The organism is Bacillus sp. AFS098217 (genome assembly GCF_002551815.1).
GTDB lineage: Bacteria > Bacillota > Bacilli > Bacillales > Bacillaceae_G > Bacillus_A.
This window is the reverse complement of sequence record NZ_NVPR01000164.1, coordinates 44,366-67,205: the sequence shown is the minus strand read 5'-3', so window position 1 is coordinate 67,205 and position 22,840 is coordinate 44,366. Positions and strand designations below refer to the sequence as shown.

The 22,840-nt window shown below is 35.1% G+C and carries 20 protein-coding genes and 4 pseudogenes; 13 read left to right on the top strand and 11 right to left on the bottom strand.

Features of this window, described 5'->3' with window-relative positions:
- Positions 1-431: 431 nt before the first annotated feature.
- The 4 genes and pseudogenes from COO03_RS25280 (at position 432) to COO03_RS25265 (ending at position 3,931) form a co-directional block, all read left to right on the top strand.
- Positions 432-998, top strand: coding sequence for a TetR/AcrR family transcriptional regulator (locus tag COO03_RS25280; RefSeq protein WP_001072294.1), 567 nt, complete (start codon positions 432-434; stop codon positions 996-998).
- A 58-nt stretch (positions 999-1,056) separates the two neighbouring features.
- Positions 1,057-2,913, top strand: coding sequence for an alpha/beta fold hydrolase (locus COO03_RS25275; protein WP_097899712.1), 1,857 nt, complete (start codon positions 1,057-1,059; stop codon positions 2,911-2,913).
- Positions 2,914-3,210: 297 nt separating this feature from the next.
- Positions 3,211-3,414, top strand: a pseudogene (locus COO03_RS25270) (IS4 family transposase); the annotation flags it as partial.
- 241 nt (positions 3,415-3,655) lie between these two features.
- Positions 3,656-3,931 carry a hypothetical protein gene (locus tag COO03_RS25265; protein WP_097899711.1) on the top strand — a complete coding sequence of 92 codons (276 nt, stop codon included), beginning with the start codon at positions 3,656-3,658 and terminating at the stop codon, positions 3,929-3,931.
- A gap of 67 nt (positions 3,932-3,998) precedes the next feature.
- Here the strand turns inward: COO03_RS25265 and COO03_RS25260 are convergent, their stop codons facing one another.
- The 5 genes from COO03_RS25260 to COO03_RS25240 form a co-directional block, all read right to left on the bottom strand.
- A complete protein-coding gene (locus COO03_RS25260; protein ID WP_090814546.1) occupies positions 3,999-4,232 on the bottom strand; it encodes a YuzF family protein in 234 nt (77 codons plus the stop codon).
- 237 nt (positions 4,233-4,469) lie between these two features.
- Entirely contained in the window at positions 4,470-4,703 is a 234-nt protein-coding gene (locus COO03_RS25255) for a hypothetical protein (protein WP_000340038.1), read from the bottom strand.
- Positions 4,704-4,961: 258 nt separating this feature from the next.
- Positions 4,962-5,126 (bottom strand): BC1881 family protein, encoded by a 165-nt coding sequence (locus tag COO03_RS25250; protein WP_097899710.1) that lies wholly within the window; start codon positions 5,124-5,126, stop codon positions 4,962-4,964.
- 558 nt (positions 5,127-5,684) lie between these two features.
- The gene (locus COO03_RS25245) at positions 5,685-6,146 is read right to left on the bottom strand and encodes a CarD family transcriptional regulator (RefSeq protein WP_170958196.1); all 462 of its coding nucleotides are present in this window, start codon (positions 6,144-6,146) and stop codon (positions 5,685-5,687) included.
- Positions 6,147-6,363: 217 nt separating this feature from the next.
- Entirely contained in the window at positions 6,364-7,272 is a 909-nt protein-coding gene (locus tag COO03_RS25240; RefSeq protein WP_070169563.1) for an acyl-ACP desaturase, read from the bottom strand.
- Positions 7,273-7,737: 465 nt separating this feature from the next.
- On the opposite strand from COO03_RS25240, the gene COO03_RS25235 reads away from it, so the two are divergent.
- Positions 7,738-8,037, top strand: a complete 300-nt coding sequence (locus COO03_RS25235; RefSeq protein ID WP_097899708.1) for a hypothetical protein — start codon at positions 7,738-7,740, stop codon at positions 8,035-8,037.
- 297 nt (positions 8,038-8,334) lie between these two features.
- Here the strand turns inward: COO03_RS25235 and COO03_RS27920 are convergent.
- Positions 8,335-8,490 (bottom strand): annotated as a pseudogene (locus COO03_RS27920) (recombinase family protein); the annotation flags it as partial.
- Positions 8,491-8,951: 461 nt separating this feature from the next.
- Positions 8,952-9,185 (bottom strand): annotated as a pseudogene (locus COO03_RS25225) (SDR family oxidoreductase); the annotation flags it as partial.
- Positions 9,186-9,365: 180 nt separating this feature from the next.
- Here COO03_RS25225 and COO03_RS25220 point away from each other — a divergent pair.
- From COO03_RS25220 to COO03_RS25210, 3 genes are all read left to right on the top strand, one after another.
- Positions 9,366-10,805: a WD40/YVTN/BNR-like repeat-containing protein gene (locus tag COO03_RS25220; RefSeq protein ID WP_373605266.1), complete on the top strand. Its 1,440-nt coding sequence runs from the start codon at positions 9,366-9,368 to the stop codon at positions 10,803-10,805.
- Positions 10,806-11,317: 512 nt separating this feature from the next.
- Positions 11,318-11,962: a LytTR family DNA-binding domain-containing protein gene (locus COO03_RS25215; protein WP_097899705.1), complete on the top strand. Its 645-nt coding sequence runs from the start codon at positions 11,318-11,320 to the stop codon at positions 11,960-11,962.
- 128 nt (positions 11,963-12,090) lie between these two features.
- On the top strand, positions 12,091-13,605 hold the full coding sequence (locus COO03_RS25210) for an acetyl-CoA hydrolase/transferase family protein (RefSeq protein WP_097899704.1): 1,515 nt from the start codon (positions 12,091-12,093) through the stop codon (positions 13,603-13,605).
- A gap of 119 nt (positions 13,606-13,724) precedes the next feature.
- Here the strand turns inward: COO03_RS25210 and COO03_RS25205 are convergent.
- Positions 13,725-13,826, bottom strand: a pseudogene (locus COO03_RS25205) (DUF2639 domain-containing protein); the annotation flags it as partial.
- 333 nt (positions 13,827-14,159) lie between these two features.
- Here COO03_RS25205 and COO03_RS25200 point away from each other — a divergent pair.
- Positions 14,160-15,518, top strand: a complete 1,359-nt coding sequence (locus COO03_RS25200) for a VWA domain-containing protein (protein WP_097899702.1) — start codon at positions 14,160-14,162, stop codon at positions 15,516-15,518.
- 86 nt (positions 15,519-15,604) lie between these two features.
- Here COO03_RS25200 and COO03_RS25195 read toward each other — a convergent pair whose 3' ends face one another.
- Positions 15,605-15,745, bottom strand: a complete 141-nt coding sequence (locus tag COO03_RS25195) for a YflJ family protein (protein ID WP_097899701.1) — start codon at positions 15,743-15,745, stop codon at positions 15,605-15,607.
- A gap of 158 nt (positions 15,746-15,903) precedes the next feature.
- On the opposite strand from COO03_RS25195, the gene COO03_RS25190 reads away from it, so the two are divergent.
- Positions 15,904-16,263, top strand: coding sequence for a hypothetical protein (locus tag COO03_RS25190; RefSeq protein WP_097899700.1), 360 nt, complete (start codon positions 15,904-15,906; stop codon positions 16,261-16,263).
- Between the two features lie 26 nt (positions 16,264-16,289).
- Here the strand turns inward: COO03_RS25190 and COO03_RS25185 are convergent, their stop codons facing one another.
- Entirely contained in the window at positions 16,290-16,475 is a 186-nt protein-coding gene (locus COO03_RS25185; RefSeq protein ID WP_097899699.1) for a YhzD family protein, read from the bottom strand.
- A 271-nt stretch (positions 16,476-16,746) separates the two neighbouring features.
- Positions 16,747-17,304, bottom strand: a complete 558-nt coding sequence (locus tag COO03_RS25180) for a class I SAM-dependent methyltransferase (protein ID WP_097899698.1) — start codon at positions 17,302-17,304, stop codon at positions 16,747-16,749.
- Positions 17,305-17,621: 317 nt separating this feature from the next.
- Here COO03_RS25180 and COO03_RS25175 point away from each other — a divergent pair, with 317 nt between their 5' ends.
- Genes COO03_RS25175 through yhaM form a run of 3 tightly spaced genes read left to right on the top strand, consistent with a single transcriptional unit; the run spans position 17,622 to position 22,776 of the window.
- Complete coding sequence (locus COO03_RS25175; RefSeq protein ID WP_141523204.1) at positions 17,622-18,866, top strand: metallophosphoesterase family protein; 1,245 nt, start codon at positions 17,622-17,624, stop codon at positions 18,864-18,866.
- Positions 18,863-21,790, top strand: a complete 2,928-nt coding sequence (locus tag COO03_RS25170; protein WP_097899696.1) for an ATP-binding protein — start codon at positions 18,863-18,865, stop codon at positions 21,788-21,790. The genes COO03_RS25175 and COO03_RS25170 overlap by 4 nt, the downstream gene beginning before the upstream one ends.
- Positions 21,791-21,831: 41 nt before the next feature.
- Complete coding sequence (yhaM, locus tag COO03_RS25165) at positions 21,832-22,776, top strand: 3'-5' exoribonuclease YhaM (RefSeq protein WP_097899695.1); 945 nt, start codon at positions 21,832-21,834, stop codon at positions 22,774-22,776.
- Positions 22,777-22,840: the final 64 nt, after the last annotated feature.

Genomic DNA, 22,840 nt, shown 5'->3' with positions numbered 1-22,840 from the left:
AAGGTTATCAATCCCTAAATCAATACTCATATAACGGCCATTCTCTTCAACGGATTGTTGTTCTGAAGGAACATCTACCACCAATTCCACTACATGGGGTCACGTCACATCACCATCAAGCTAATATTTTCATATCCCCCTAAATTAAAATTTTCTTTCTCTACAGATAGTTATTCTGAGAAGCCGCTCATTTTTTCGTTTTGGGGGCATTTCTTTTTCTTAAGTTGATGGGCATGTATGGTGACCCCTATTAGACGATAGTGAATTAACAATTTCGGGGTTCAGTTCAACTTTATTCAAAATAAGATTTTTTTGCAGTAAAATCAATGTTAGTGGAACTTTATTAATCAAACTTTTTTCTAAATTAACATAAATACTTGCAACATTTAAATTAGTACTATATAGTTCTAGTTATGACAAAGGTAAAATTAATGAATCAAAAACGTGTGATTGAAGTAGCTGCAACATTATTTTTAGAAAAAGGGTTTGCTTATACAAGTATGGATGAATTAGTACGTGTAAGCAAAGTTTCAAAGTCTAATGTGTATTATCACTTTTCTAATAAGGAAGAATTATTAGAAGGGGTCGTTGATTATTGGATTGAAATGTATCAATCTGCAATTGATGACGTACTTTCTCAGAACCAATTTTTAGTTGAAGATCGTATCCAACTGTTTTTAAAGCAATTATCACAAGGAGTTCAGTCGAGAGAGTATAAGGGGAGCTGTCCATTTATTACTCTTTATATTCAAAGTCCTACACAGGCCACGCAAATAAAAGAAAAAATAGGTCTTTTTTTTACAGAATTACAAAAGAAAGTTTCTCTATTACTTAAACAAGGGGTAGAGAATGGGGAATTCAGAAATACGATTAATATTGATGAGGTTGCATCACTTTTTATTACAAATCTTGAAGGAGCGTTATTTATTTCAGAAACATTGAAGGATGCAACTGTAATCACGAAAACAGCAGATCATTTTTTTAACTTGCTTCGATAAAAGAAGCTTTTTTTTTACATCAAATTAGTACTAAATAGTACTAAAAAGGAGGTTTTATATGAGAACAGTATTTTTAATTGGTGGAACAGGCTTTATTGGAAAGCAATTAGTGAAAGAATTAGCCAAAGAGGATGTTAAAATTCTTCTTTTAGTGAGGTCGAAAAGTAAAGCAACACGCATTTTACAAGAAAGAGGCATCTTAAAAAAGGCAGTTATGCACTTTATTGAAGGTGATTTGACGAAAATAGATTTAGGTCTAAGTGCTGAAGATAAGGAGAGGATATTGAAAACGGATGTGATTATTCACGCAGGAGGCCCCATGGATATTCAAGTGACAAGTAAAGAGGCAGCTTCCGTATTTTTAAATGGCGCCAAACATATTAGTGAATTAGCTAAAAGTATTCATCAATTGAAGGGCTTGCAACAATTTATTCATGTTGTAGGTTATATGAGTCCCTTTGATGATAAAAATAGCAAGATTGCAATTGATGTGTTTAAAGAAGGAAACAATTATTTGAAAATAAAAAATCCATATGAGAGAACAAAATTTTTAGCAGATCTTTATATCCGTCACCAGGCATCAGCAGTAGGTTATCCGCTTTCTGTAATTAATCCGCCAACTGTAGTCGGTAGTAGTAAAACAGGGAGTACAGAGCAGATAGCAGGATTAGGTTTGCTTGTGATGAGTATGCGAAGAGGGCTCATGCCAGTGATTCCTGGAGGTAAGGGATATAGGTTACCACTTATTTCAAACGATGAGCTTGCGAAGTTTATTGTGCAGGTTTTCAGATTGGAGCAACCGACTATTCAAACATATACACTTGTTGAAGACAAACAGCACGATCAGAACATTGCTGAATTATTAAGTATTATGTCGGAAAGTATGAATATGAGGGCACCAAAAATCTCTGTCCCAATGCCACTTATGAAGGCAATTATGAATAGTGGAGTAAGTAAAATAACAAAAATTCCTTCTGATGGACTGAATTTTATTACAAAACGAAAATTTTCAAATGTTTCAGCGAAAAAAATTATGGGAGGAGATTGGTTTAAGAAGACGAGTGTAATGAAATTTTTCCCTGCCGTAGTAGCTGATCTGGATTATCGAATGATGTATCAAAATGGCCAGCATAATCATTTATTTAAACGAACATTATGCGATAACACTACCCTTTACCAATTACAAGGAGAGGGTAAACCGTTTATTTTATTACATGGTTTATTGAGTGATGGAGAGGATTTATTTCCTTTAGCACAAGAGCTTCATGAAAAAACTGGTCAACCTGTATGGATCTTGGATCTTCCAGGTTTGGGACGTTCTCCTTTTAAACGAGAGAAAAATCTTCTAGATATCTATTTGAATGTAGTGAAAAAGTTATTGGAGAAAGCTACTAATGGTGCACATCTAATTGGCCATTCATTCGGTGCGTTTATTCTTCTGGAAGCATTGGTACAAGAGTACATAGATAAGAAGTATTCAATCACTTTACTTCAGCCACCTGTTGCTAAAAAAAATGCTAAATCGCTAAATGTTCCTCAATTTATGAACAAATGGACATTAAAATTGGCAACTACTAATTTGATAGGGCGTTATTTATTAAGTAATGGTTTGTTTGAAAGTACGGAGAGCATCCCTGAACATTATATTGAAAAAATAAGTAACAGTTTTACTTCTCCTAGAATTTTAAATACTACGGTTCAGCTTAACAGTTTACTACTGAAAAACGATCAAGGTGATTTCAATGAAGTAACAAAGTATAATCTTCACATTATTTGGGGGGATTATGACAGAGGCTATTCTGCTCCATCGCATCTTGGTAAGGTTGATTTTGTTCCATATGGCCATCATTTTCCTCTTAGCCATCCGAGTGAAACGGCAACATTAGTAATAAAAAATAGTAATACTAGCAGATGAGAGTGTGGGATAAATAAAAAGTGTGTAGTAAGATCGTTGTGTCTTTGAAATAAAATCGTACTGTTTGGGGTCCCACCCTATGCCCATCAACTTAAAGATTTTATAACACCCCAAAACGAAAAAATGAGATTTTTATTACAAGTAAGCACAATTTTTCGTTCTGGGGGTAGTTGTATTTTCTTAGCTTGATGGTGATGGGGTACAGCCACACATCCATCAAGCTAAAAAATTGTATCCATAAAACGAAAAAAACGCTATTCTTTTTGTAGAAATATACAGAAAGGATGGCGTTTTTGTATGAATCTATCGATTCAAGATGAGTTTCATTTATTCGCTGAAGAACTACAGCGATATCTATCTCCACATATCTTCCAACAACTCGCACAGGAGACAGGTTTTGTAAAACGTAAAAGTAAGTATGGCGCACGAGATATGGCTGCTTTATGTATTTGGATCAGTCGACATGTAGCAAGCGATTCTCTTACTCGATTATGTAGCCAGCAAGAACGGAAGTTCATGAAATACCCAACCTTAGCTTGATGGGCATGGGGTCACCATATCAAAAAAAGAAAATTGTACGTTTAGACATAATTTAGACACATTTTATCCGGTTCCCTGTACGTTAAGGAATTAGTTTGTATATTTGAGGAGATGTACGAGACAGATGTGAATTTAGGGGAATCCAATATTTTCTATTCAAATATGATAGAATGGAAATATATACAAAACGGAGGAAAAACAAATGAACTCAAACACAAAACAGTTTATTAATGATATCCAGCAAAGAAAGAACAATTATATAGAAAATGTATTAATAGCAATACAACATCCTAAAAAAGAGCAATCTGAACAAGTCATTCAAAATATAGTAGAGAAGATGGATATGATGATCAGTTTAGTTACTACTTACATGGCTATTGAATCAGAATCTACAAAAGAATTAAAAGAGCTTCAGGAAGAACTTATTCATGCTCAAGCATATATTCAAAAACGGAAATTTGAAGAAACACAGAGATAAAACCCTGTGTTTTTACTTGGTGGACTATGACATTAATTTTTTATAAATCTGATTAGATGTAATTTGATTATTGTTTTGGCATAATCCATACAATTTGTTGAATGCGTACAATATATGGCACCGTATCTTCAATGAGCAAATGATCTGGTTTAACATCTTTTAACTTTCCTCTTACATTACCTCTTACAGTTTCAATAACCACATGTTTACCAATTACTGATTGTAATGTCTGATATACGTAGGGATTGGGTGCACTTACCATATGTTGTTCACTCAAGTCATTTCCTTCCGAATAACTCATTCTATAAGACTCCTTTCTAAATTGCATTCTTTCTCCTAATATATGATATAAATCTTATAAATATGCTAGAAGGATAATTCATTATAGGAACGGAAATAACATTTTAATAAGGTACGGTTTCCATTTCTAAATTGCTAAAAATTATTTATATAAAGTTACTTTTACTAGTTAATAGGTGATGATATATGGATATTTTGAATGTACATCTAGGTTGTTCCTTTTAGGATATGTATGATTTTAAATACGTCCTTTATTAGAATAGTGCTCATACTTTTTTTGAGATTCTTTCGTAATACGTGCGTTAAGTAAAATTGCTAACAATAAAAACACTCCATATTTTCCTCCTGTAGCTCCTATGATAATCACACTACTACAAACAAGTATAATTAATAGGATAAACGAAACTGAATAAATACGGTCATAATTCTTTGACATCTTTTCGTATTTTATGCGTTCTTTCCTTGCATCCATCTAAATTCCTCCTTTAAATGATCCATTTCACTATCAAATAAATCTCACCCTTAAAAAGGAAACAATATATCGTTATATAAATTAGTTTGTTTTTTTATCAACTAATTTATATAACGTAAAAAGAAATCCTACCAATATTAAGCTTTCCACCATGATAATCCCGACCCTCTCCTTCCTTTTAACCCCAACACATCAAATAAAAGTTGCAGCAAACAAAAAGGATCACCCCTTTTCGTAAAGGATCATCCTTTTCTTCGTTCATTCAACAATTTTTAGGTATTCTTGATTAATTAAAATAACAGCCGGTCCATCTACAAGAATTCCACCAACTTCAATTTTTTCATAAGACTCAACCTTAATAGAAGTAATCCCTTTCCGCTTCTTTAACTCGTTACTTAATTCTTGCGTTGGCATGCGTTTCATATCTTCACTCCTTCTTATTGTTCCATTTAATCTTATTATGTTAAATAAATTGTAAAAATGGGTTCTAGTTCTAGAAATCCCATCATTTTTTATCGTTGACCATATATTTAGATGTTACCAACTCACGTATCTCTTTTATGAAAAGAAGATAAACAATTACTGTTCACTTTCTCAGTAAATGTAAAAAAATTCTTAAAGATAGAGATAAGATTGATTGTTTTTTTCTTCTAGGAATAATAACTTAGATATATATACCTAAAACAATGAAAGCCCTACCTCTCTTTCATCCTTACGGCTCCTTGTCCGTGCCAGTGTGAATCAGGATTGCAAAAATCAAGTGACTATTTGATCGAGTTATTTGATGAAACTTCGAACGTTCGTAAAAGAAATTTAAAAATAAAAATGGATTAGATTGAAGTAATAACAAAAGAGGTTTCTACTCTAAAAGTGAGTTGAAGAAGTTGAATGTCTTTGAAATGATTTACTTTTAATAATCATCATATTCCCGAAAAATTCAGGATATTTTCGGGGGATGTAATACATTATCTAGAATGAACCTTAACAGAAACTTTTTATTTGATTTTCAGTGATCCCTTTAATTAATCCTAGTTCACTAATCAAAAATTCATGTGCGTTATCCAACATTTTTTTTTCGGTTGTGTTCAGTGCTTTTTCTTTCTTCATACGCATTAAATCACGTACAACTTCAGCGCCTTCTTGTATTTCACCCGTTTTTATTTTGTCCGTGTTCACTTTATACCTTTGTTTCCACGGCAGTAATCTATCTGATTCTCCATGCTGGAAAATGTGTATAATGTGTTTTAATGCAAGTATATCAGTAACTGGTCGTATACTCGAACTCAATATTTTTCCCGTAGGAATCATGACTTGCATATTACGGATTGACATTTTTATCACATAATACTGTTGTTTTTTCCCTGAGAATTCTTTTTCTTCTATGGCTTCAATTATACCTGCTCCGTGCATTGGATAAACAATGTTATCGCCAATTTGAAACATATAATCCACCTCCATATATGGTAACCTTCTTAACCTTAACATATATGTTATTTTTTATCAAATATTTTATAATATCATAAAATGATTTTTATCGTCAACAACTTTTTCAATAAAAATTAAATTAAGAAAAAAACACCCCCAAAACAATAGGGAGTGTGTCAGATTTCCCATAAAGGGAAGGGGAATTTCCCCGCTTATATTCTGAAATCTCTACTCATTAACGTAGATCAGTTTTCCCTTGAAAACGACCAAATCGATCTCGTATTTTTTTCAATCTTGTGTGGTATTCCAAAATCTCAATTCTTGCTTTTTCAGCTAAAGGTGCAATTGGTCGTAAGTCTTTTAACCCCCAATAATCAACCACTACATCAAGTACTTGATCAAAATATTGTAGTGGTCCATAATTCGCTTCTTTTGCAATTACAGCCATTCTATTTTCAAAATCAGGCATGACGGCACCTGGCATTTTAAAATTCTTAATCACATTGGCAATATGATAGCAATAATTAGGTTCTAATTCCAAATGTGTTCGAATGACGTCTCGATAAAACGCATAATGAAGAGTCTCATCTTTGGCAAGACGGCGTAATAATGTAGCAAGATCTGGATCATGCTTACTTGCAACCTTAGCTACATTATTGTAAAACACCATCGTTGCAAGTTCTTGTAGCGTCGTATACGTCATGGCTTCGATTGGTGTATGAAAATCAGGCTCAAATCCACCCTCAACGACTGACTTTCTTAATTCATGTATTCGTTTAGGATTCACACTTCGAGTGAGTAGTAAATATGTCTCCAATAAATTCGAATGTTGATCCTCTTCTGAGGTCCAGGTATGAATAAAGTCTGTAATAACAGAAAGGGATCCTTTAAAAGTTGCAGATAAATACGTTGTAAACCATGGTAAATTCACTTCTGTTAATAAAGCTGTTTCAATGGCTGTAATTACACCAGAAGGAAGAGTAACTTGACTTTCATCCCAAGGAACTCTTTTAAAGTCCATTCCCTTATCCCATGGTAAAAACTCATGATAACCCCAGTCTATCTTCTGAGCTCTTATTTTATGTTGTTCATACAGTTCTTTTAAACGTGGTTCTAATCGGAAATCTAAATCATTTGTTAGCATCTATAAGTGCCCCCTTTTCTTATCATATAAATAATCATTCTATTTTTACTCTTAAAATTTTCTGCAAATAAATATTACGTTCCTTTTTTTAAGTCAAACATAATAAATTTGTAACAAAATTCTTTGAGAGCGCTATGTTTTTATATGATTTTTTCATATAAAAAGGGATACTGAGGATAACATTCATGGATGAAGATACTCGTCATGTTGTAAATCTAGGTGAGTGTAAAAAGGTGCATGCCTATAAAGAATCGTTTTATAATAAAGATAGATAGTGTTTTATACACACTAACAACTTATTTAGATGTAAAATCCAATATATTAGATTAAGCGCTTGAAAAACAAATACAGTTGATGAGATAGCCTTAAACGACAATTCCCAACAAGAACAATGTACATTGACTATGATAATTTAGACCGAATTTTGTGAAACAGTATACAACACAAAGGGAAGAGGGGATAAACATGCAGTCAACGGAAGCGCATATGAAGGAAAAACAACGTAGAGAAAAAATAGAAATAATATTCAGTCATACGGTAAAAGGAGAGAGTTATTTTCACGGTTCTTCTTATAAATGGAAAAACATTGTATATCAAAATTATAATAGGATACAACAAAAAGAGTTGGAAATTGAACAACTCATTTCAAAAATGGAAAAAGAAGGGGTTCGTTTTACGCAGCACCGTTCACTCATACACTATCCCGTCATTGATTTTGTAAAATATATAGCTAAGGTTTATAAGGAGCCCCTCGAAATACAATAATCATATTTAAAGAAAACTTTTATAAAAGGTATATTTTCGAAACTTTTTAACGAAAATACTAAAAAATCATTACAATATTCTTTTATTCTTAATACTCTTCGTTTTTGTGATAATATCAACTATAACGTATTATATCCGTTTGTATATCTTCATATTTTGGGGATTTTATTACACAAAAAGACAACTCTTAATTGGAGTTGTCTTTTATTTTTTTCGATATACATAATACTATTCTGATACAAAAACTTCAAGATTCTTACAAGCAGAGATAAAGTAGGATTTCTCATAGGAGAGAATCTACTTTATTCCCTCATATTCCTTCATTATTTTATAAAACGTGTTTTTCTTTAGCTCTAACATTTCCATAAACATAACAGCAGTTATTTCTCCATTTTTCCATTTTGAATGAGTTTCTTCTATTATGTGTATTTGTTGTTTGCTTAAGGTCGAAAGGTATGATAGAAAATAATGGGTCAGTTGACTGTTAGGATATATATAAATTAAAAAAAACGACATAAAACCCCTCTTTTTAGATGGGAGAGAGCATCTGGCCATGCATAGAAGCGGTCAGGGCCCTTTCTTACTTTAAAACAAAGGGGGCAAGTAAGTGCAGGTCATGTTGTATTTTGCATAGCAATGACTTAGATGAAATGGATTTATATAGTCATGTTGAACCGTACCATGGGTAACTATATAAGTATAAATTGAAAAATCGACATAAAACCTTTCTTTTTAGGCGGGAGAGAGAATCCGGCCATGCATAGAAGCGGNNTGCCAAGTGAAAACAAAGAGAGAAAATAAGTAGCGATCACCTTTTGTTCTTCATAGCCGTGACTTATATGTTGGAAAATCAAAATGGATATATAAGTAAATAAGACCACTAAATTAGTGGTCTTATTAGGTGTTAGTTAAAATTAATAGGAAGTCCAGCCGCCGTCTACAGCAATGACTTGTCCATTTACGAAACTAGCCTCGTCTGAGCCTAAGAAGATAGCTAGTTGTGCAACTTCTTCTGGTTGTCCAGCGCGTGGATTAATTGCCATACCTAATGCTTGGCGGCTTGCGCCAAATTCGCTCAAACTAGTCATTGAAGAAGCAATGTTTGTCATGACTGCTCCAGGAGCGATACCGTTACAACGGATGCTTTTTTATTTTCTTTTAATTACTATATCAATTCCGATTTCTTTACCTTTAATTCGTATGTAATTAAATAATATGATGATTAAAGGATTATACAAATATTTGGTAAAACAAAGTATACTTAATGTCATTAATACATTTAATTAGGAGTGATTTCTATATTTGGGGAAAATATGAAAAGGATACTTATGTCATTATTAACAAATCCAGTATTAATAATTGGATACTGGATTTTTTGTTATGAGTTAGCTTCATTATGTATGTATGGAAGAGCTAATTATAATACTTATATTTTATTATTATGTGTAGTATTTTTTATGTCTATAACTACATTTACTACAATGAGAGTGATAAAAGATAGAGAATATGAATCTAAAAGATTAACTAATTCAACTGCATGGAAATATATTTCTATTATCATTATTGTTGTAATCACATCATTTTATGGAGTACAGATTTATAAAAGTGCAACAAATTATAATGGCAAACTTGCATGGTTTATAGAAAGGGTAAAACATGAAAGATCAGTTAAATTTAAACATAATAATATATATGAATCTGGAGTAGAAGGTATTTTTGAAGATATAAATAAAAAATATACTTTGCCAAAGAAATTATATATGGCAACTGATTTTGATCTTACATTTCGTTCAGATGGAACAATCACAGTGTTTGATACATTTGTTTATGGGAAAAATGCTGATGGGAAAGAGGAAACTTATTTAATATCTTATGATAAGAAGAAATCAGAAGATATTACTGTAATACGAGACGGGTATGCAAATCCTGATTATGATGATGATAAACTAGTAGAACCTCTAATTAAAACGGTTAAGGCTATTCCAGTTAAGCAAACAGTTAGTAAGTGGAATGAAGGTAAGTACGGATTGATTTATTATGGGAAAAGGAATTGGGGATATAATACAGAGGGAGTTATTAATATTAATGAGGATGGTAAGGAGCATAATCTTGAAGAAGCGACTTCTGAAATCATTGGATATACGGTGTCTATATTTGTCCCTGGAAAAGAGAAAGAGGTAGTACCTGCTAGATATAACTTAATATGTGACGCAAATTGGAGTAAATCAAAGACTCCTCCAAATAAAGATAGGTCTAAAGAGAAGAAACAAGATTTAACGAATGATAAGGAACAGTTTTTCCTGTCAAAGGAAGTTGGTTATAAACTAAATATGACAGAAAAAGCATTAGGTAGCGCTTTTTATTCACTAAGCAAGACTAGTGATGGAGGTAAAACATGGGAGGTTATCAATACAGACCCATTCAACGGAGGAATTGGTAGTGTGTCAGGAATTACTTTTATAAATGGTAAACTTGGGTTTTTAGGAGCAGTTAGACCTTCTGGTAATGAGGGAGGGTTATATCGTACAGATGATGGAGGCCTATCTTTCAAAAAGGTAAATTATCCGCCGCATGAAGTGAAATTAGATCATACACAGTCTATAATAAGTCCTTTTGATTCTCCAGGTATGCCTTATGAGAAAGATGGAGTCTTTAATATGTTAGTTGGGCAAGGGGCAGATGGAGATTATAATGGTAATAGTAGCGCACTTTATCAATCAAAAGATAAAGGAGAAACATGGGGATATGTGGAGGAAGTTAAAAAATAGTTAAAGTTAGTACTAAAATTACATAATATATATTTATGTGTGCCAATGAAAATATCTAAAAAAAGTATTAACGCTAGTATTATGAAATAAATAATTATATATTGAAAAAATAAAATGACCTCTGTTGCAGGTATAACGGTGAACCGTATTATAAGTAAATGAGATTTAAAAATAAATACCTAATCCCTATTACAGTGAAGCAGTATATGTAACGGGGTGAGATGTAAATATAAAAAGAAGGGGTGCATGTTAATCATGCACTCCTTCTTTTTCATACTATCCCATTGTGGAAACTAATCCTGCAGGATATTTCCCCATGTTACATTGATCGCAGGAACGAACTTTATATGAAAAAAATATTTGAACACATAACGTCTATATTTTTTGTACTGTTTGCAAGTGTCACCACTGTTGAACTTCTTTTTGATTAGGGCTTTATTATTTTTTCCAACAGAATCAGTACAGTTTGGTGTTAATAATAGTAGTATAATAGTGAATGGGGTGTTAATAGAATGGAAGATATAACATTAGGCTTACTTCTAGATGTCGTTGGGGAATTATTTTCAGATGAAATTTCAATTGCCGTTTCTAATACAAAAGAATATATCTACTATCGGCCAAGTAAACGAATTGATTTAAAAATTAGTGTCGGGGACCCTATAAAGGAAGGAACGATTGCTCATAAAGCAATAGTGACGGAGCAAAAGGCCTCTGAGTTTATTGATCGGAATGTTTTTGGTATTCCTTATCATGGAATGGCCGTACCATTTTTAAATAATGGAAAGCTTGAGGGTTGCGTGACGGCAATTTATCCCGCTTTAACGGATGGAAAATCGGTCGTTACCTTAAAAACAACGGACGGCTGGATTCCACTTCCTTTTTCAAAGGTCATTTATTTAGAGGCCAAAGATAAAAAGACGTATGTGAATTCAGAAGAGTTATCAGGAACACATAAATACTCTCTGCAGGAATTCGAATACTTGCTTCCGAAGGATTCATTTATTAGATGTCACCGTTCATTTATTGTAAATGTTAATCATATTAAAGCGATTTATCCTGATACTCATTCTACCTTTTTACTTTCGATGAATAATAATGAGAGGATACCAGTTAGTCAATCATACGCTAGTTATTTTCGGAAGCTTCTAGGATTCTAGATTTTTTCTGCTTTAGAGTCCGGATTCGCTATTTTATCCGAATTTTCGGTATCGTATACCAAAAACCCTATTTTGATGGTGTTAATGTGTAAAATAATTATGAATATTCATTAAGAGAGGGATTAATTATGGAGAATAATTTGGATAGAATCAGGGACCATCGTCTAAAGGAACGGGTCGTTACACCTGAAGAAGCGGCTTCCTGGATTCAAAATGGAATGACTTTAGGCTTAAGTGGGTTTACACGTGCAGGTGATGTGAAAGCAGTTCCGTTTGCGCTGGTGAACCGCGTTAAGAATGATGAATCTTTTAAAGTAAATGTATATACTGGAGCTTCCTTAGGCTCGGATGTGGATAAATTATTTGCTGAAGCAGGAATTTTAGGAAAAAGATTGCCTTTCCAAGCCGATGCGACTATGCGAAAAGGAATTAATAATGGAGACTTTTTATTCGTGGATCAGCACTTGTCTCATACAGCAGAGATGATTCGTGCGGACGTTATGGATATAGATGTCGCTATTTTGGAAGCGATTGCAATAACTGAGGACGGAATGGTTATTCCAACCACTTCAATTGGAAATTCCATGGCGTTTGCTCTAAATGCTAAGTCCATTATTATTGAAATTAATATGGCTCAAGCTACACAACTAGAGGGGCTACATGATTTATATGAACCTGGGAAGCAAGGATCAAGGCTTCCAATTCCGCTTGTTAAAACGGATGATCGAATTGGAACTATCGGTATTCCGGTTGATGTTGAAAAAGTGAAGGGTATTGTGTTTACGAACCAGCTTGATTCGCCATCGACGATTGTTCCTCCAGATGAAGAAACGGTTATTATGGCACAGCATTTAATCGAGTTCCTTCGAAAAGAAGTGAAAGTAGGCCGATTAACGGAAAGTTTAGCGCCATTACAATCGGGAATTGGTTCAGTGGCCAATGCAGTACTGCATGGAATGTTAGATTCAGAGTTTCAAGATTTAGAAGTTTATTCCGAGGTGTTACAGGATGCGGTCTTTGATCTTATAGATGCTGGGAAAGTAAATTTTGCTTCCTGTTGCTCTATCACGCTTTCCGAAAAGAAAATGCAGCAGGTATTTTCTAACTTTGAAAAATATCGCAACAAATTAATAATGCGCCCGCAAGAGATTTCTAATCATCCTGAAATCATTCGCCGCCTTGGATTAATCTCGATTAATACTGCTTTAGAATTAGATATATACGGAAATGTTAACTCTACTCACGTTTTAGGTACGAAAATGATGAACGGTATTGGTGGTTCTGGTGATTTTGCAAGAAACGCACGCCTAGCTATCTTTGTTACTAAATCCATTGCGAAAGGTGGTAACATTTCAAGTATCGTTCCTTTCGTCTCTCATGTAGACCATACTGAACACGATGTAGATGTTATCGTTACTGAGCAGGGATATGCTGACTTAAGAGGACTGGCGCCAAGGGAAAGAGTAGAACTGATTATTGAGAATTGCGCACATCCAATGTATCGTGACCAGCTACGAGCTTATTACCAAGAAGCACAAACAAGAGGTGGACAAACTCCTCATGTGTTAGAAAAAGCTTTTTCTTGGCATACGAATTATGCTAAAAATGGAACAATGCTTGAAAAGGTATTAGAAACCGTATAGGTACGTATCACAAATAAAGAGAAAATAGAAATAGCCCATGAAGAAAACCTTCATGGGCTATTTATCTACTTATATAGTAAGGGCAATATTAATAGCTTGTATCAGCCTTAGGGTTTGTATCATTTTCTCAGTACATGAGCCTGGTAGCTCTCCAACTTCCGCCATTCATAATGATGAATCCAAAATTTTTTCAACTCATACACGTACCAACCTTTATTGCCGTTATTAAATTGAGCTCAAATAAAATATCCTCGGTAAATACCGTAATCATTTACTAGCTGCATAGGCGATCTATATAAACTCATTTTAATCTTTCAACATCTAAATCCCTGCTATGCAGAATAAAAAGTAACCTACACTTTTACTTCGTATGTGACAGAAAAAGGCCCTGACCGCTTCTATGCATGAATAGATGCTCTCTCCCATCTAAAAAAGGGGGTTATGTCGGTTTTTTAATTGCTGTATATATATTCATAGTATTAAGATTCCACTTTTCCCTCTTCTAGTAATATTGTAAGCTAGTATATACAGATTAATAAAAAGGGGATACGTATATGAAGTCCTTAATTAGAGGGGAAAAGGTCAAGTTATCAGATTACACTTCATGTAAAGAATTACAAGTTGAGATTTCGATACAATCTAGCTTAGAAATTGATATTACTTGTTTTGGATTAAATGCAGACAAGAAAATAGTAGATGATCGATTTGTCGTTTTTTATAACCAATTACAATCTCCAAATAGAGAAATGTGTCTTACATCACATGGTAATGGATACAGCAATTTTTTAATCGATTTATCACATGTTCCGCTTTCTACTGTCCAGAATTTAGTGTTGACAGCAACGATTGATAACAATGGAACAATGTCTATGATTTCTTCAGGATACATGCTAGTAAAAGCAAATGGACAGCCAATCCTAAAATACGAATTTACAGGAAATCAGTTTGAAAATGAAAAAGCGATCATTATTTCAGAAATTTACTATAAGTCAATGTGGAGACTTTCTGCTGTTGGACAAGGATTTAATGGTGGGTTAGCTACATTACTAGAGCATTTTGGTGGTGAGGTTGCGGATAAGCAAGAAGCACAAAATACCGTAAATCAACAGATGCCTATTCCAATCGTAAATAGTAAAAAAATTTTACTAGAGAAAAAAATGGCCAAGCAGGCTCCGAAATTACTCGATCTTTCTAAAAAGGCGAAGATTTCTTTGGAAAAGGTTGGGTTGCAAAATCATGAAGCGAAAGTGGCCCTTTGTTTAGATATTTCTGGTTCCATGTATGAGTTGTATAGATCTGGAAAGATTCAGGAATTTGCTGAAAGGATATTAGCACTTGGAACTAGGTTTGATGATGATGGGTCAATCGATATCTTTTTGTTTGGACAATATGCTCATGATGCTGGTGAATTAACGATTGATAATTTTGATGGTTTTGTTAATCGCATGATTCGTCGCTATCCTCTTGAGGGCGCTACCTATTATTCCGATGTTATGAAAATGGTTAGGGAACATTACTTTGGTTTCGCTCAAAGACGCAGGGAGCCATTATCCAAGGAAACTCCTGTATATGTTATGTTCTTAACAGACGGCGCAGCCTTTGATGAAACCCGTACGATTGGTGAAATAGAAAGCTCCTCATATGAGCCTATTTTCTGGCAGTTTATGGCGATAGGTGAATCAAATTATGATGCCTATGGTAACTATCAAAACGTTGGCAATTTTGGTTTCTTAGAAGAGTTAGATAACTTAACAGGGCGTTTCATTGATAACGCAAATTTCTTTCATGTAGCAGATCCTGCCGGGATACCTGATAATCAGCTATATGATTTGCTCATGACCGAATATCCAGGCTGGGTTAAACTTGCTAGATCTAAAGGATTGATCTTACAAAAAGTTGGAAGCAGAATGTAGTGAATTTATTCTTTATTACTTTAGATGATCTGCAGAATAAGGTAAATGAAAAAAGCTCCTTCAGGCTAAGAAGGAGCTCCTTCAAATTAAGCAGATTGTCTCTTTGCTTTTTCAAGCAAACTAGCCAACACATGCGTACGATAAGATTCTAGTTTTCTGCCTTCGTAGTAACGGATACCTAATTTCTTTAATTCGCTTACATACCAACCTTTGCTTCCGAAATACATATAATCTCTCCCCTTCATGTTTGGTGTAGTTTATTTGTTCTGATTGTTACTTGGAGGTACGGGAAATAGGCGAAGAAAATGAATTTCGTGTGAAAATGGTTAACTTCGGTGTAAAAGACATATATACTAAAGGTAGTATATAACGAGGTGGACAAGACGTGATTATAGAGAAGCACGAAATTCAAATTGACCAAATTACGAGCGGAAAGGTGAACATATTTACTTTCTACCGAAATAAAAAGCAAATTGACGATCCGTTTTTAAAATTGCAAGAACCATCGCTTACGGCAAACTACTTTTTCCATTTTCATTTGGATGCAGAAAGCCTTAGTCTTCTGCAGGAAGAGTTCCAGGGCGTATATCCGTACGACGGGAATGGAACCATTCACGACTGGACGGAAAAGATGAAAGATGAATTGCAGCGCCAAATTCAAGCTGGAGAGTGGAATCGGCGCGTGCGTCTTGGAAATCGTATTCTAGATGTGGTATTTACGTGGTGTGATGAAGATATGGAATGAAAAAGAAGCGGATGACGCTTCTTTTTTTAGCGCTGGAATAAAACAAGCTTTCCTGCTGAAGATGTGCAGCGATGTGTTTTTTCATACAATCCTTTTTCTCGTAAAATAGATTCACCCTTTGATTTCGCCTCTGCTTCTGTTGTGGCCTCGAATGATTCGTCTAATGCTTTTGAACCATCTTTTTCAAAGACTGTTAGAACGTATGCTCCCATAAAAAATCCCCTCCAAATTAAAATCAGAATCTTATAACTATTTTGTCATAAAACGATAGAATATGCAAAGAAATATGTGACATGATTGGTAATAAGTAAGATGGCTTTTGTATCTATTTTATTTTTGAAGGGAAAGAGGGGCTATGATTTCATTCTAATTAATTTGTATATATATCGGTTCTTTTTATGTTCTTTCTCGGTATTAAATGGTACAAATAATGGATACATTTCGCTTTATATGTAAGGAGATGAAGGTTCCCCCCCCATCTCCTTACATACAGCAAGTAAACACAAAAGCTGGCGGGATATTCCAGTTTGTTTTTTTAATTTCAATATTTGTAAAGAAAGATCGGAAAAATTGTTGTTTAAGACGTGTATATTGGAAAGTAATAAATTTTCCATCCTCCCCTAACAGTTCTTTTGTTACCTGTAATATCTTTTTAGACGTATCCAGGGATAAACTGGTAAAGGGTAATCCTGAAACAATATAATCTACTTGAGGAATTTTATATTGCTGAATATATTTTTCCGTATATTCGGCAGAGTCATGAATAATGTACACATTTTTCATGTCTGCATATTTATTTTGAAGTATATCGTAAAATTGTTTATTGCTCTCAATGATTAGCAATACTGTGTCATTATGTTTATGTTGAATGAGCTGCTTTGTAAACACTCCGGTCCCTGGTCCATACTCAATAATGCATTTTGCTTGTTCAAAATTAATAGGAGATATCATTTGTTTTGCAAGTTTCTTAGAACTTGACAAGATTGCTCCTACAGTTCGTGGGTGTTTTATATATTCGCTTAAAAAATGTAGTATATGCATCGTTTTCTTCCTCTTTCCTTGTAGGATACAAGGTATACTCTACTAAAAAAACATTAAAATACGATGAGAACAATATAAGATATTCTTAATGTCCCCCTAAATACAAAAGAAACTTATCCGAAAAATAACTTTCATGCTTTTTACTTTTAAAAGAACTTTATTATGTTTTAAACATCTTTTTTATTTTTTTACACCGTCAGAGTAAAGAATCAGAATGTTGTAGCTACTACGTCCAAAAACGAGCAATTATGCAAAAGAAATATGGGATATATCGTGCTAAAATAAAACTAAGTATGACGGAGAAAGGGCGTTACATTGTGAAAGAAGTAAAGTTTATTCATGCGGCCGATTTACATTTAGATAGTCCGTTTAAAGGGATGGAAATGAATGTGCCAGCAGCTGTTTGGGAAAGAATGAAGCAAAGTACGTTTCAGTCGTTTGAACGTATTATCGATAAAGCCATTCAAGAGCGCGTTGATTTTGTACTGCTTGCAGGGGATTTATATGATGGGGAAACGAGAAGTTTGCGTGCGCAGGTGTTTGTGAGGGAGCAGATGAAAAGGCTTGCGCAGTATGAGATTCCTGTGTATATGATTCATGGCAATCACGATCATTTAGGCGGAAGCTGGGCGGCAATTGAGTTTCCAGAGAATGTTCATGTGTTTACAGAGCCATATGTAGAAGAGAAGTCATTTTACAAAGATGGTGAACTTCTTGCATCGATTTATGGATTTAGTTACTTACAGCAAGCCGTAACCGATAATATGACGGCGCAATATACAAAAATGAGCGACGCGCCTTTTCATATTGGGATGCTTCACGGAAGTGTGGAAGGCGGCGATGCGGAGCATAATCGTTATGCACCGTTTCAAATTCGTGAGCTGAAAGAAAAACAGTTTGATTACTGGGCTCTTGGCCATATACATAAGCGCGAAATTTTAGCAGAAGAACCATATATTGTTTACCCAGGGAATATACAAGGGCGTCACCGAAAGGAAACGGGAGAGAAAGGGGCGTACCTTGTTGAGATAACAGAGCAAGGTACGAATTGTTCCTTTTTCGGTGCGTCGGATGTTATTTGGGGAGAAATAGAAATTTGTATCGATGAACTAGAAACCGTTGATGATCTTATGACAGCTTGTACGAAAGCGATCAATGAGCGGCGCAAAGCTGAGGAAGGAACGTTTTTAACAGTCGTGTTTACAGGGCAAGGACCGTTGTCTCCTTATTTACGTGATGAAAAGCGAGTGGAAGAGATTTTTCATATTTTAGCAGCGGGGGAAGAGCGAAGAGATTTTGTGTATGTCATCAAGTGGAAGAATGAGACGATTTCATTTGCGGAAATCGAGCGGTTAAAAGAGGAGAATCATTTTGTTGGTAATGTCCTGCAAGAGTTAGAATCATTTACGAATATGGATGCGGTGCTTCGAACGATTTGGTCATCTCCTGTTGCCCGTAATGTCATTGAGTCTTTTTCAGAAGAGGAGAAAGCAGAGATTCAAAAGGAAGCAGAAAATATTATATTAGAGCAATTATTCCAGCAAGAGAGGGATAAAAAATGAGAATTGAAAAACTCCATATTTATGGCTATGGAAAATTAGAAAATGTGGAAATAGATCTTTCATTGCTGACGGTGTTGTATGGTGAAAATGAAGCGGGGAAATCGACGATTCGTTCATTTATGAAGAGTATTTTATTCGGATTTCCTACGAGAGGACAAAAGCGTTATGAACCGAAAGAAGGCGGGAAATATGGTGGTGCGATAACGGTGATGACGAAGCAGTATGGACGCCTGAAAATCGAGCGTCTTCCGAAAACAGCTGCTGGGGAAGTAACGGTTTACTTTGAAGATGGAACAACAGGCGGCGAAGAAGTTTTACAAGATATCGTAAGCGGGATGAATGAGAGCTTGTTTGATTCTATCTTTTCATTTGATATGCATGGTTTGCAAAATATTCATCAGCTCGGTGAAGCGGATATTGGCAATTATTTATTTTCAGCAAGTGCAGTTGGAAGTGATGCATTATTACAGTTAGATAAAAAGCTGGAAAAAGAAATGGACCAGCGCTTTAAACCGAATGGCCGTAAGCCTGAAATTAATGTATCACTGCAAGAAATGAAGAAGCTTCAGGAGAAACTTAGCGAGTGGCAAGGAAAGATTGGTACGTATGAAAAACAAGTGAAGCAGCTAAAGGAAAGCGAAGAGCGCCTTCTTCATATTCGCACTGAAAAAGAGCTGGCAGAACAGCGAAAGCAAGATTATGAAATCTTATCGGCGCTTGAGCCTCTTGTAATTGAAAAACGAGCTTATGAAAAGTTATTAGAAGAGCAGAAAGGACATTTTCCTGTTCGAGGTACAGCGCGTTATGAAACGATAAAAGCAAAGATTGAACCGCTTGGTGTCCAGCTAGATACGCTTCAGAAAAAGATGGAGATGGTGCAATCGGAAGTGGATGCGCTTGAAATAGAAGAAGCGCTTCTGCAAAAAGAAAGCTATGTAGAAGAACTTCGCATGCAGCATATGTCATATGAAAATGCGCGCCAAGAAATGCGTGATATTACTGGAAGTATTGGTAATATAAAAGAAGAAATAGAAGAATTGCAGCATCAAATTGGTACTCGTTTTGAAAAAGAAAGTGTTCTGTCCTTTGATACAAGTCTTGCGGTAAAAGAATTGATTACGCAAACTGTGCAAAAAGCAAGGGAGCTAGAAACGCGAAAAGAACAGCTGGATGACCGTTTTAAGGCAGCCCAAGAGCAATTAGAAGAACAAGAAGAGAACGTAAGGCACATTCAGAAGCAAATGTTATCAGATGAAGAAAGACAGGCATTTGCCGAAAAGGAAAAAGCGTTTCAAGATAAGGGCTTTGTTGGTACAGGTGTTGAGCGGATTCAGCATAAATATGAAGAAAGAACGAAAGCCGCGCAGCAAAAGAAAAAGCGTTGGCAGAGAATTTGTCTTCTTTTGTTACTTATGAATACAGGGATTTTGCTGACGAGTTTATTTTTAGATAACCGCGCTTTGTTATTTACAAGTGTTATCGTTTTTGTCTTCATTGTACTGTCGCTTGTTTTGTATAAAGATTCTTCTACTGATGGTTTGCAAGCGGAACTGCTTACATTACAGCAGAGCGCTGGAGGACGTCAAAGCGAAGAGGCACTGTCCATTCGCTATCAATTAGAAAAAGATGAAGAGATGCGCAAAGTATTTGAGCGAGAGTCTTATAAATTGCAGCAGATGGAAAGAAGTTATGATAAAGTTGTTTCGGCATATGAAGAATGGGAGAGAGATACGTTTCGTATAGCGGAGCGCGTAGATGTATACAAGGGGCAATATTTATTTCCAAGCTTTTATACACATGCACACGTATTACCGGGGTTTGAACGTATTGAAAAAATACAGCAATTATATCGTGAATTAGGGAAACAATTAGAGCGAAAAGATGCATTATATGAAATGATTTCTCAGTTTGAACATAAACTAGAGAATGTTATGAAAGATACAGGCTTTGATACCCTTCATATGATTCGTGATCGCATTCAGCAGGAAAAAGAAAAGAGACAGCTATATAAGCAGTTGCAGGAAAAGCTTGCTGAGTGGCAGGAAGAATATGAATTATTACAGCACCAAATGAAGCAACTTTTGTCAGAAAGAGATGGACTATGGAAAATGGCAGGAGTTTTGGATGAAGAAAGATTTTTAGAAGCAGGGGTGCAGGCTGAAAAGCGTGAAGATGCAGAGAAACAAGTGCAGCGCTTATTACCGCAGATTGATATGCTAGAGCAGCGTTTAACAAGTTTATCATTAGCTGAGAACTACCAAGCAGAAGGCTATGAAGAGAAGCTGAAGCAAGAAGCGGGGCGTATACAAGGTTTTCTTTCCAAAGAGAAGGAACTAACTGAGCGTATCGCGGAGCACCGCGTAGAAATTGCGAATTTAGAAGAAGGTAGTACGTACGGTGATTTATTACATGAATGGGAAATGAAAAAATCGCATGTGCGTGAACAAGTGAAAAAGTGGGCAGCGTATGCAGCGGCAAAAACGGTGCTAACAAAAACGAAGCAATATTACCATGAAGTACAATTACCGCGCATTTTACAAAAAGCGGAAGAGTATTTTGTATACTTAACAGGTGAGAAGTACAGTAAGATTTTTTCACCGTCAGAAACAGAGCCATTTATCGTTGAACGCAGCGATGGTATTCGTTTTTACAGTCATGAGCTAAGTCAGGCGACAGCGGAGCAGTTGTATTTATCACTAAGATTTGCACTTGCTCATACTTTTGAACATGATTATCCCTTTATTATTGATGATAGCTTTGTGCATTTTGATGCAATAAGAACAGAACGAACAACCCAGTTAATTAAAGAGATTGCGAAGGATAGACAGGTTATCTTCTTTACATGTCATGCGCATTTATTATCGTTCTTTACAGAAAAACAGATGATAAAATTACCGCGTAGACATAAAGAAAATCAGGTGTAGTGTGCTATACTAAAAGTACTTAAGTTGGTGGAGGAATTAGGATGAAAAAGAAAATTGCAGAGTATGAAGTTGGTGAACAAGTCGATATCTTCTTGTTAATTAAGACAGCGACAAAAGGAATCGCGAGTAACGGGAAGCCGTTTTTAACAGTAATCTTACAGGACCAAAGCGGCGATATTGAAGCGAAGCTATGGGATGTATCGCCAGAAGTGGAGAAGCAATATGTAGCGGAAACGATTGTGAAAGTAGCTGGGGATATCCAAAATTATAAAGGACGTATTCAACTGCGTGTGAAACAAATTCGTGTTGCGAATGCGAATGAAGTGACAGATATCTCAGACTTTGTAGAAAAAGCACCAGTGAAAAAAGAAGATATGGTGGAAAAGATTACACAGTACATATTTGAAATGAGAAACTCGAACATTCAGCGTCTTACAAGACATTTATTGAATAAACATCAAAATGAATTTTTAGATTACCCAGCAGCAACGAAAAATCATCATGAATTCGTATCAGGACTTGCTTACCACGTTGTATCCATGCTTGATTTAGCGAAAGCAATTTCTACGCTGTATCCATCTTTAGACAAAGATTTACTGTATGCAGGTGTTATTTTACATGACCTTGGTAAAGTAATCGAATTGTCTGGCCCAATTTCGACAACGTATACGTTAGAAGGAAATCTACTTGGTCATATTTCCATCATGGTAAACGAAATTGGAAAAGCGGCAGATGAGTTAAAAATTGAAGGCGAAGAAGTATTGCTTCTTCAGCACATTGTTTTATCTCATCACGGAAAAGCGGAATGGGGTAGTCCAAAACCACCATTAGTAAAAGAAGCAGAAATTCTGCATTACATCGATAATTTAGACGCGAAGATGAACATGATGGATCGTGCACTTGGACGCACGAAACCAGGTGAATACACAGAGCGTGTCTTTGCGCTTGATAATCGTTCATTCTATAAGCCTTCTTTTCATAACTAACTAACTAAATAAAATCTTATGAGGCAAGTGGTTTTAGTGTATAGCTGAGATCACTTGCCTTTGT

Excerpts from the sequence above, each read along its gene's own strand:
- COO03_RS25280 (WP_001072294.1), top strand. The coding sequence starts at position 432 with ATGAATCAAAAACGTGTGATTGAAGTAGCTGCAACATTATTTTTAGAA.
- COO03_RS25275 (WP_097899712.1), top strand. The coding sequence starts at position 1,057 with ATGAGAACAGTATTTTTAATTGGTGGAACAGGCTTTATTGGAAAGCAA.
- COO03_RS25265 (WP_097899711.1), top strand. The coding sequence starts at position 3,656 with ATGAACTCAAACACAAAACAGTTTATTAATGATATCCAGCAAAGAAAG.
- COO03_RS25260 (WP_090814546.1), bottom strand. The coding sequence starts at position 4,232 with ATGAGTTATTCGGAAGGAAATGACTTGAGTGAACAACATATGGTAAGT.
- COO03_RS25255 (WP_000340038.1), bottom strand. The coding sequence starts at position 4,703 with ATGGATGCAAGGAAAGAACGCATAAAATACGAAAAGATGTCAAAGAAT.
- COO03_RS25250 (WP_097899710.1), bottom strand. The coding sequence starts at position 5,126 with ATGAAACGCATGCCAACGCAAGAATTAAGTAACGAGTTAAAGAAGCGG.
- COO03_RS25245 (WP_170958196.1), bottom strand. The coding sequence starts at position 6,146 with ATGTTTCAAATTGGCGATAACATTGTTTATCCAATGCACGGAGCAGGT.
- COO03_RS25240 (WP_070169563.1), bottom strand. The coding sequence starts at position 7,272 with ATGCTAACAAATGATTTAGATTTCCGATTAGAACCACGTTTAAAAGAA.
- COO03_RS25235 (WP_097899708.1), top strand. The coding sequence starts at position 7,738 with ATGCAGTCAACGGAAGCGCATATGAAGGAAAAACAACGTAGAGAAAAA.
- COO03_RS25220 (WP_373605266.1), top strand. The coding sequence starts at position 9,366 with ATGTCATTATTAACAAATCCAGTATTAATAATTGGATACTGGATTTTT.
- COO03_RS25215 (WP_097899705.1), top strand. The coding sequence starts at position 11,318 with ATGGAAGATATAACATTAGGCTTACTTCTAGATGTCGTTGGGGAATTA.
- COO03_RS25210 (WP_097899704.1), top strand. The coding sequence starts at position 12,091 with ATGGAGAATAATTTGGATAGAATCAGGGACCATCGTCTAAAGGAACGG.
- COO03_RS25200 (WP_097899702.1), top strand. The coding sequence starts at position 14,160 with ATGAAGTCCTTAATTAGAGGGGAAAAGGTCAAGTTATCAGATTACACT.
- COO03_RS25195 (WP_097899701.1), bottom strand. The coding sequence starts at position 15,745 with ATGTATTTCGGAAGCAAAGGTTGGTATGTAAGCGAATTAAAGAAATTA.
- COO03_RS25185 (WP_097899699.1), bottom strand. The coding sequence starts at position 16,475 with ATGGGAGCATACGTTCTAACAGTCTTTGAAAAAGATGGTTCAAAAGCA.
- COO03_RS25180 (WP_097899698.1), bottom strand. The coding sequence starts at position 17,304 with ATGCATATACTACATTTTTTAAGCGAATATATAAAACACCCACGAACT.
- COO03_RS25170 (WP_097899696.1), top strand. The coding sequence starts at position 18,863 with ATGAGAATTGAAAAACTCCATATTTATGGCTATGGAAAATTAGAAAAT.
- yhaM (WP_097899695.1), top strand. The coding sequence starts at position 21,832 with ATGAAAAAGAAAATTGCAGAGTATGAAGTTGGTGAACAAGTCGATATC.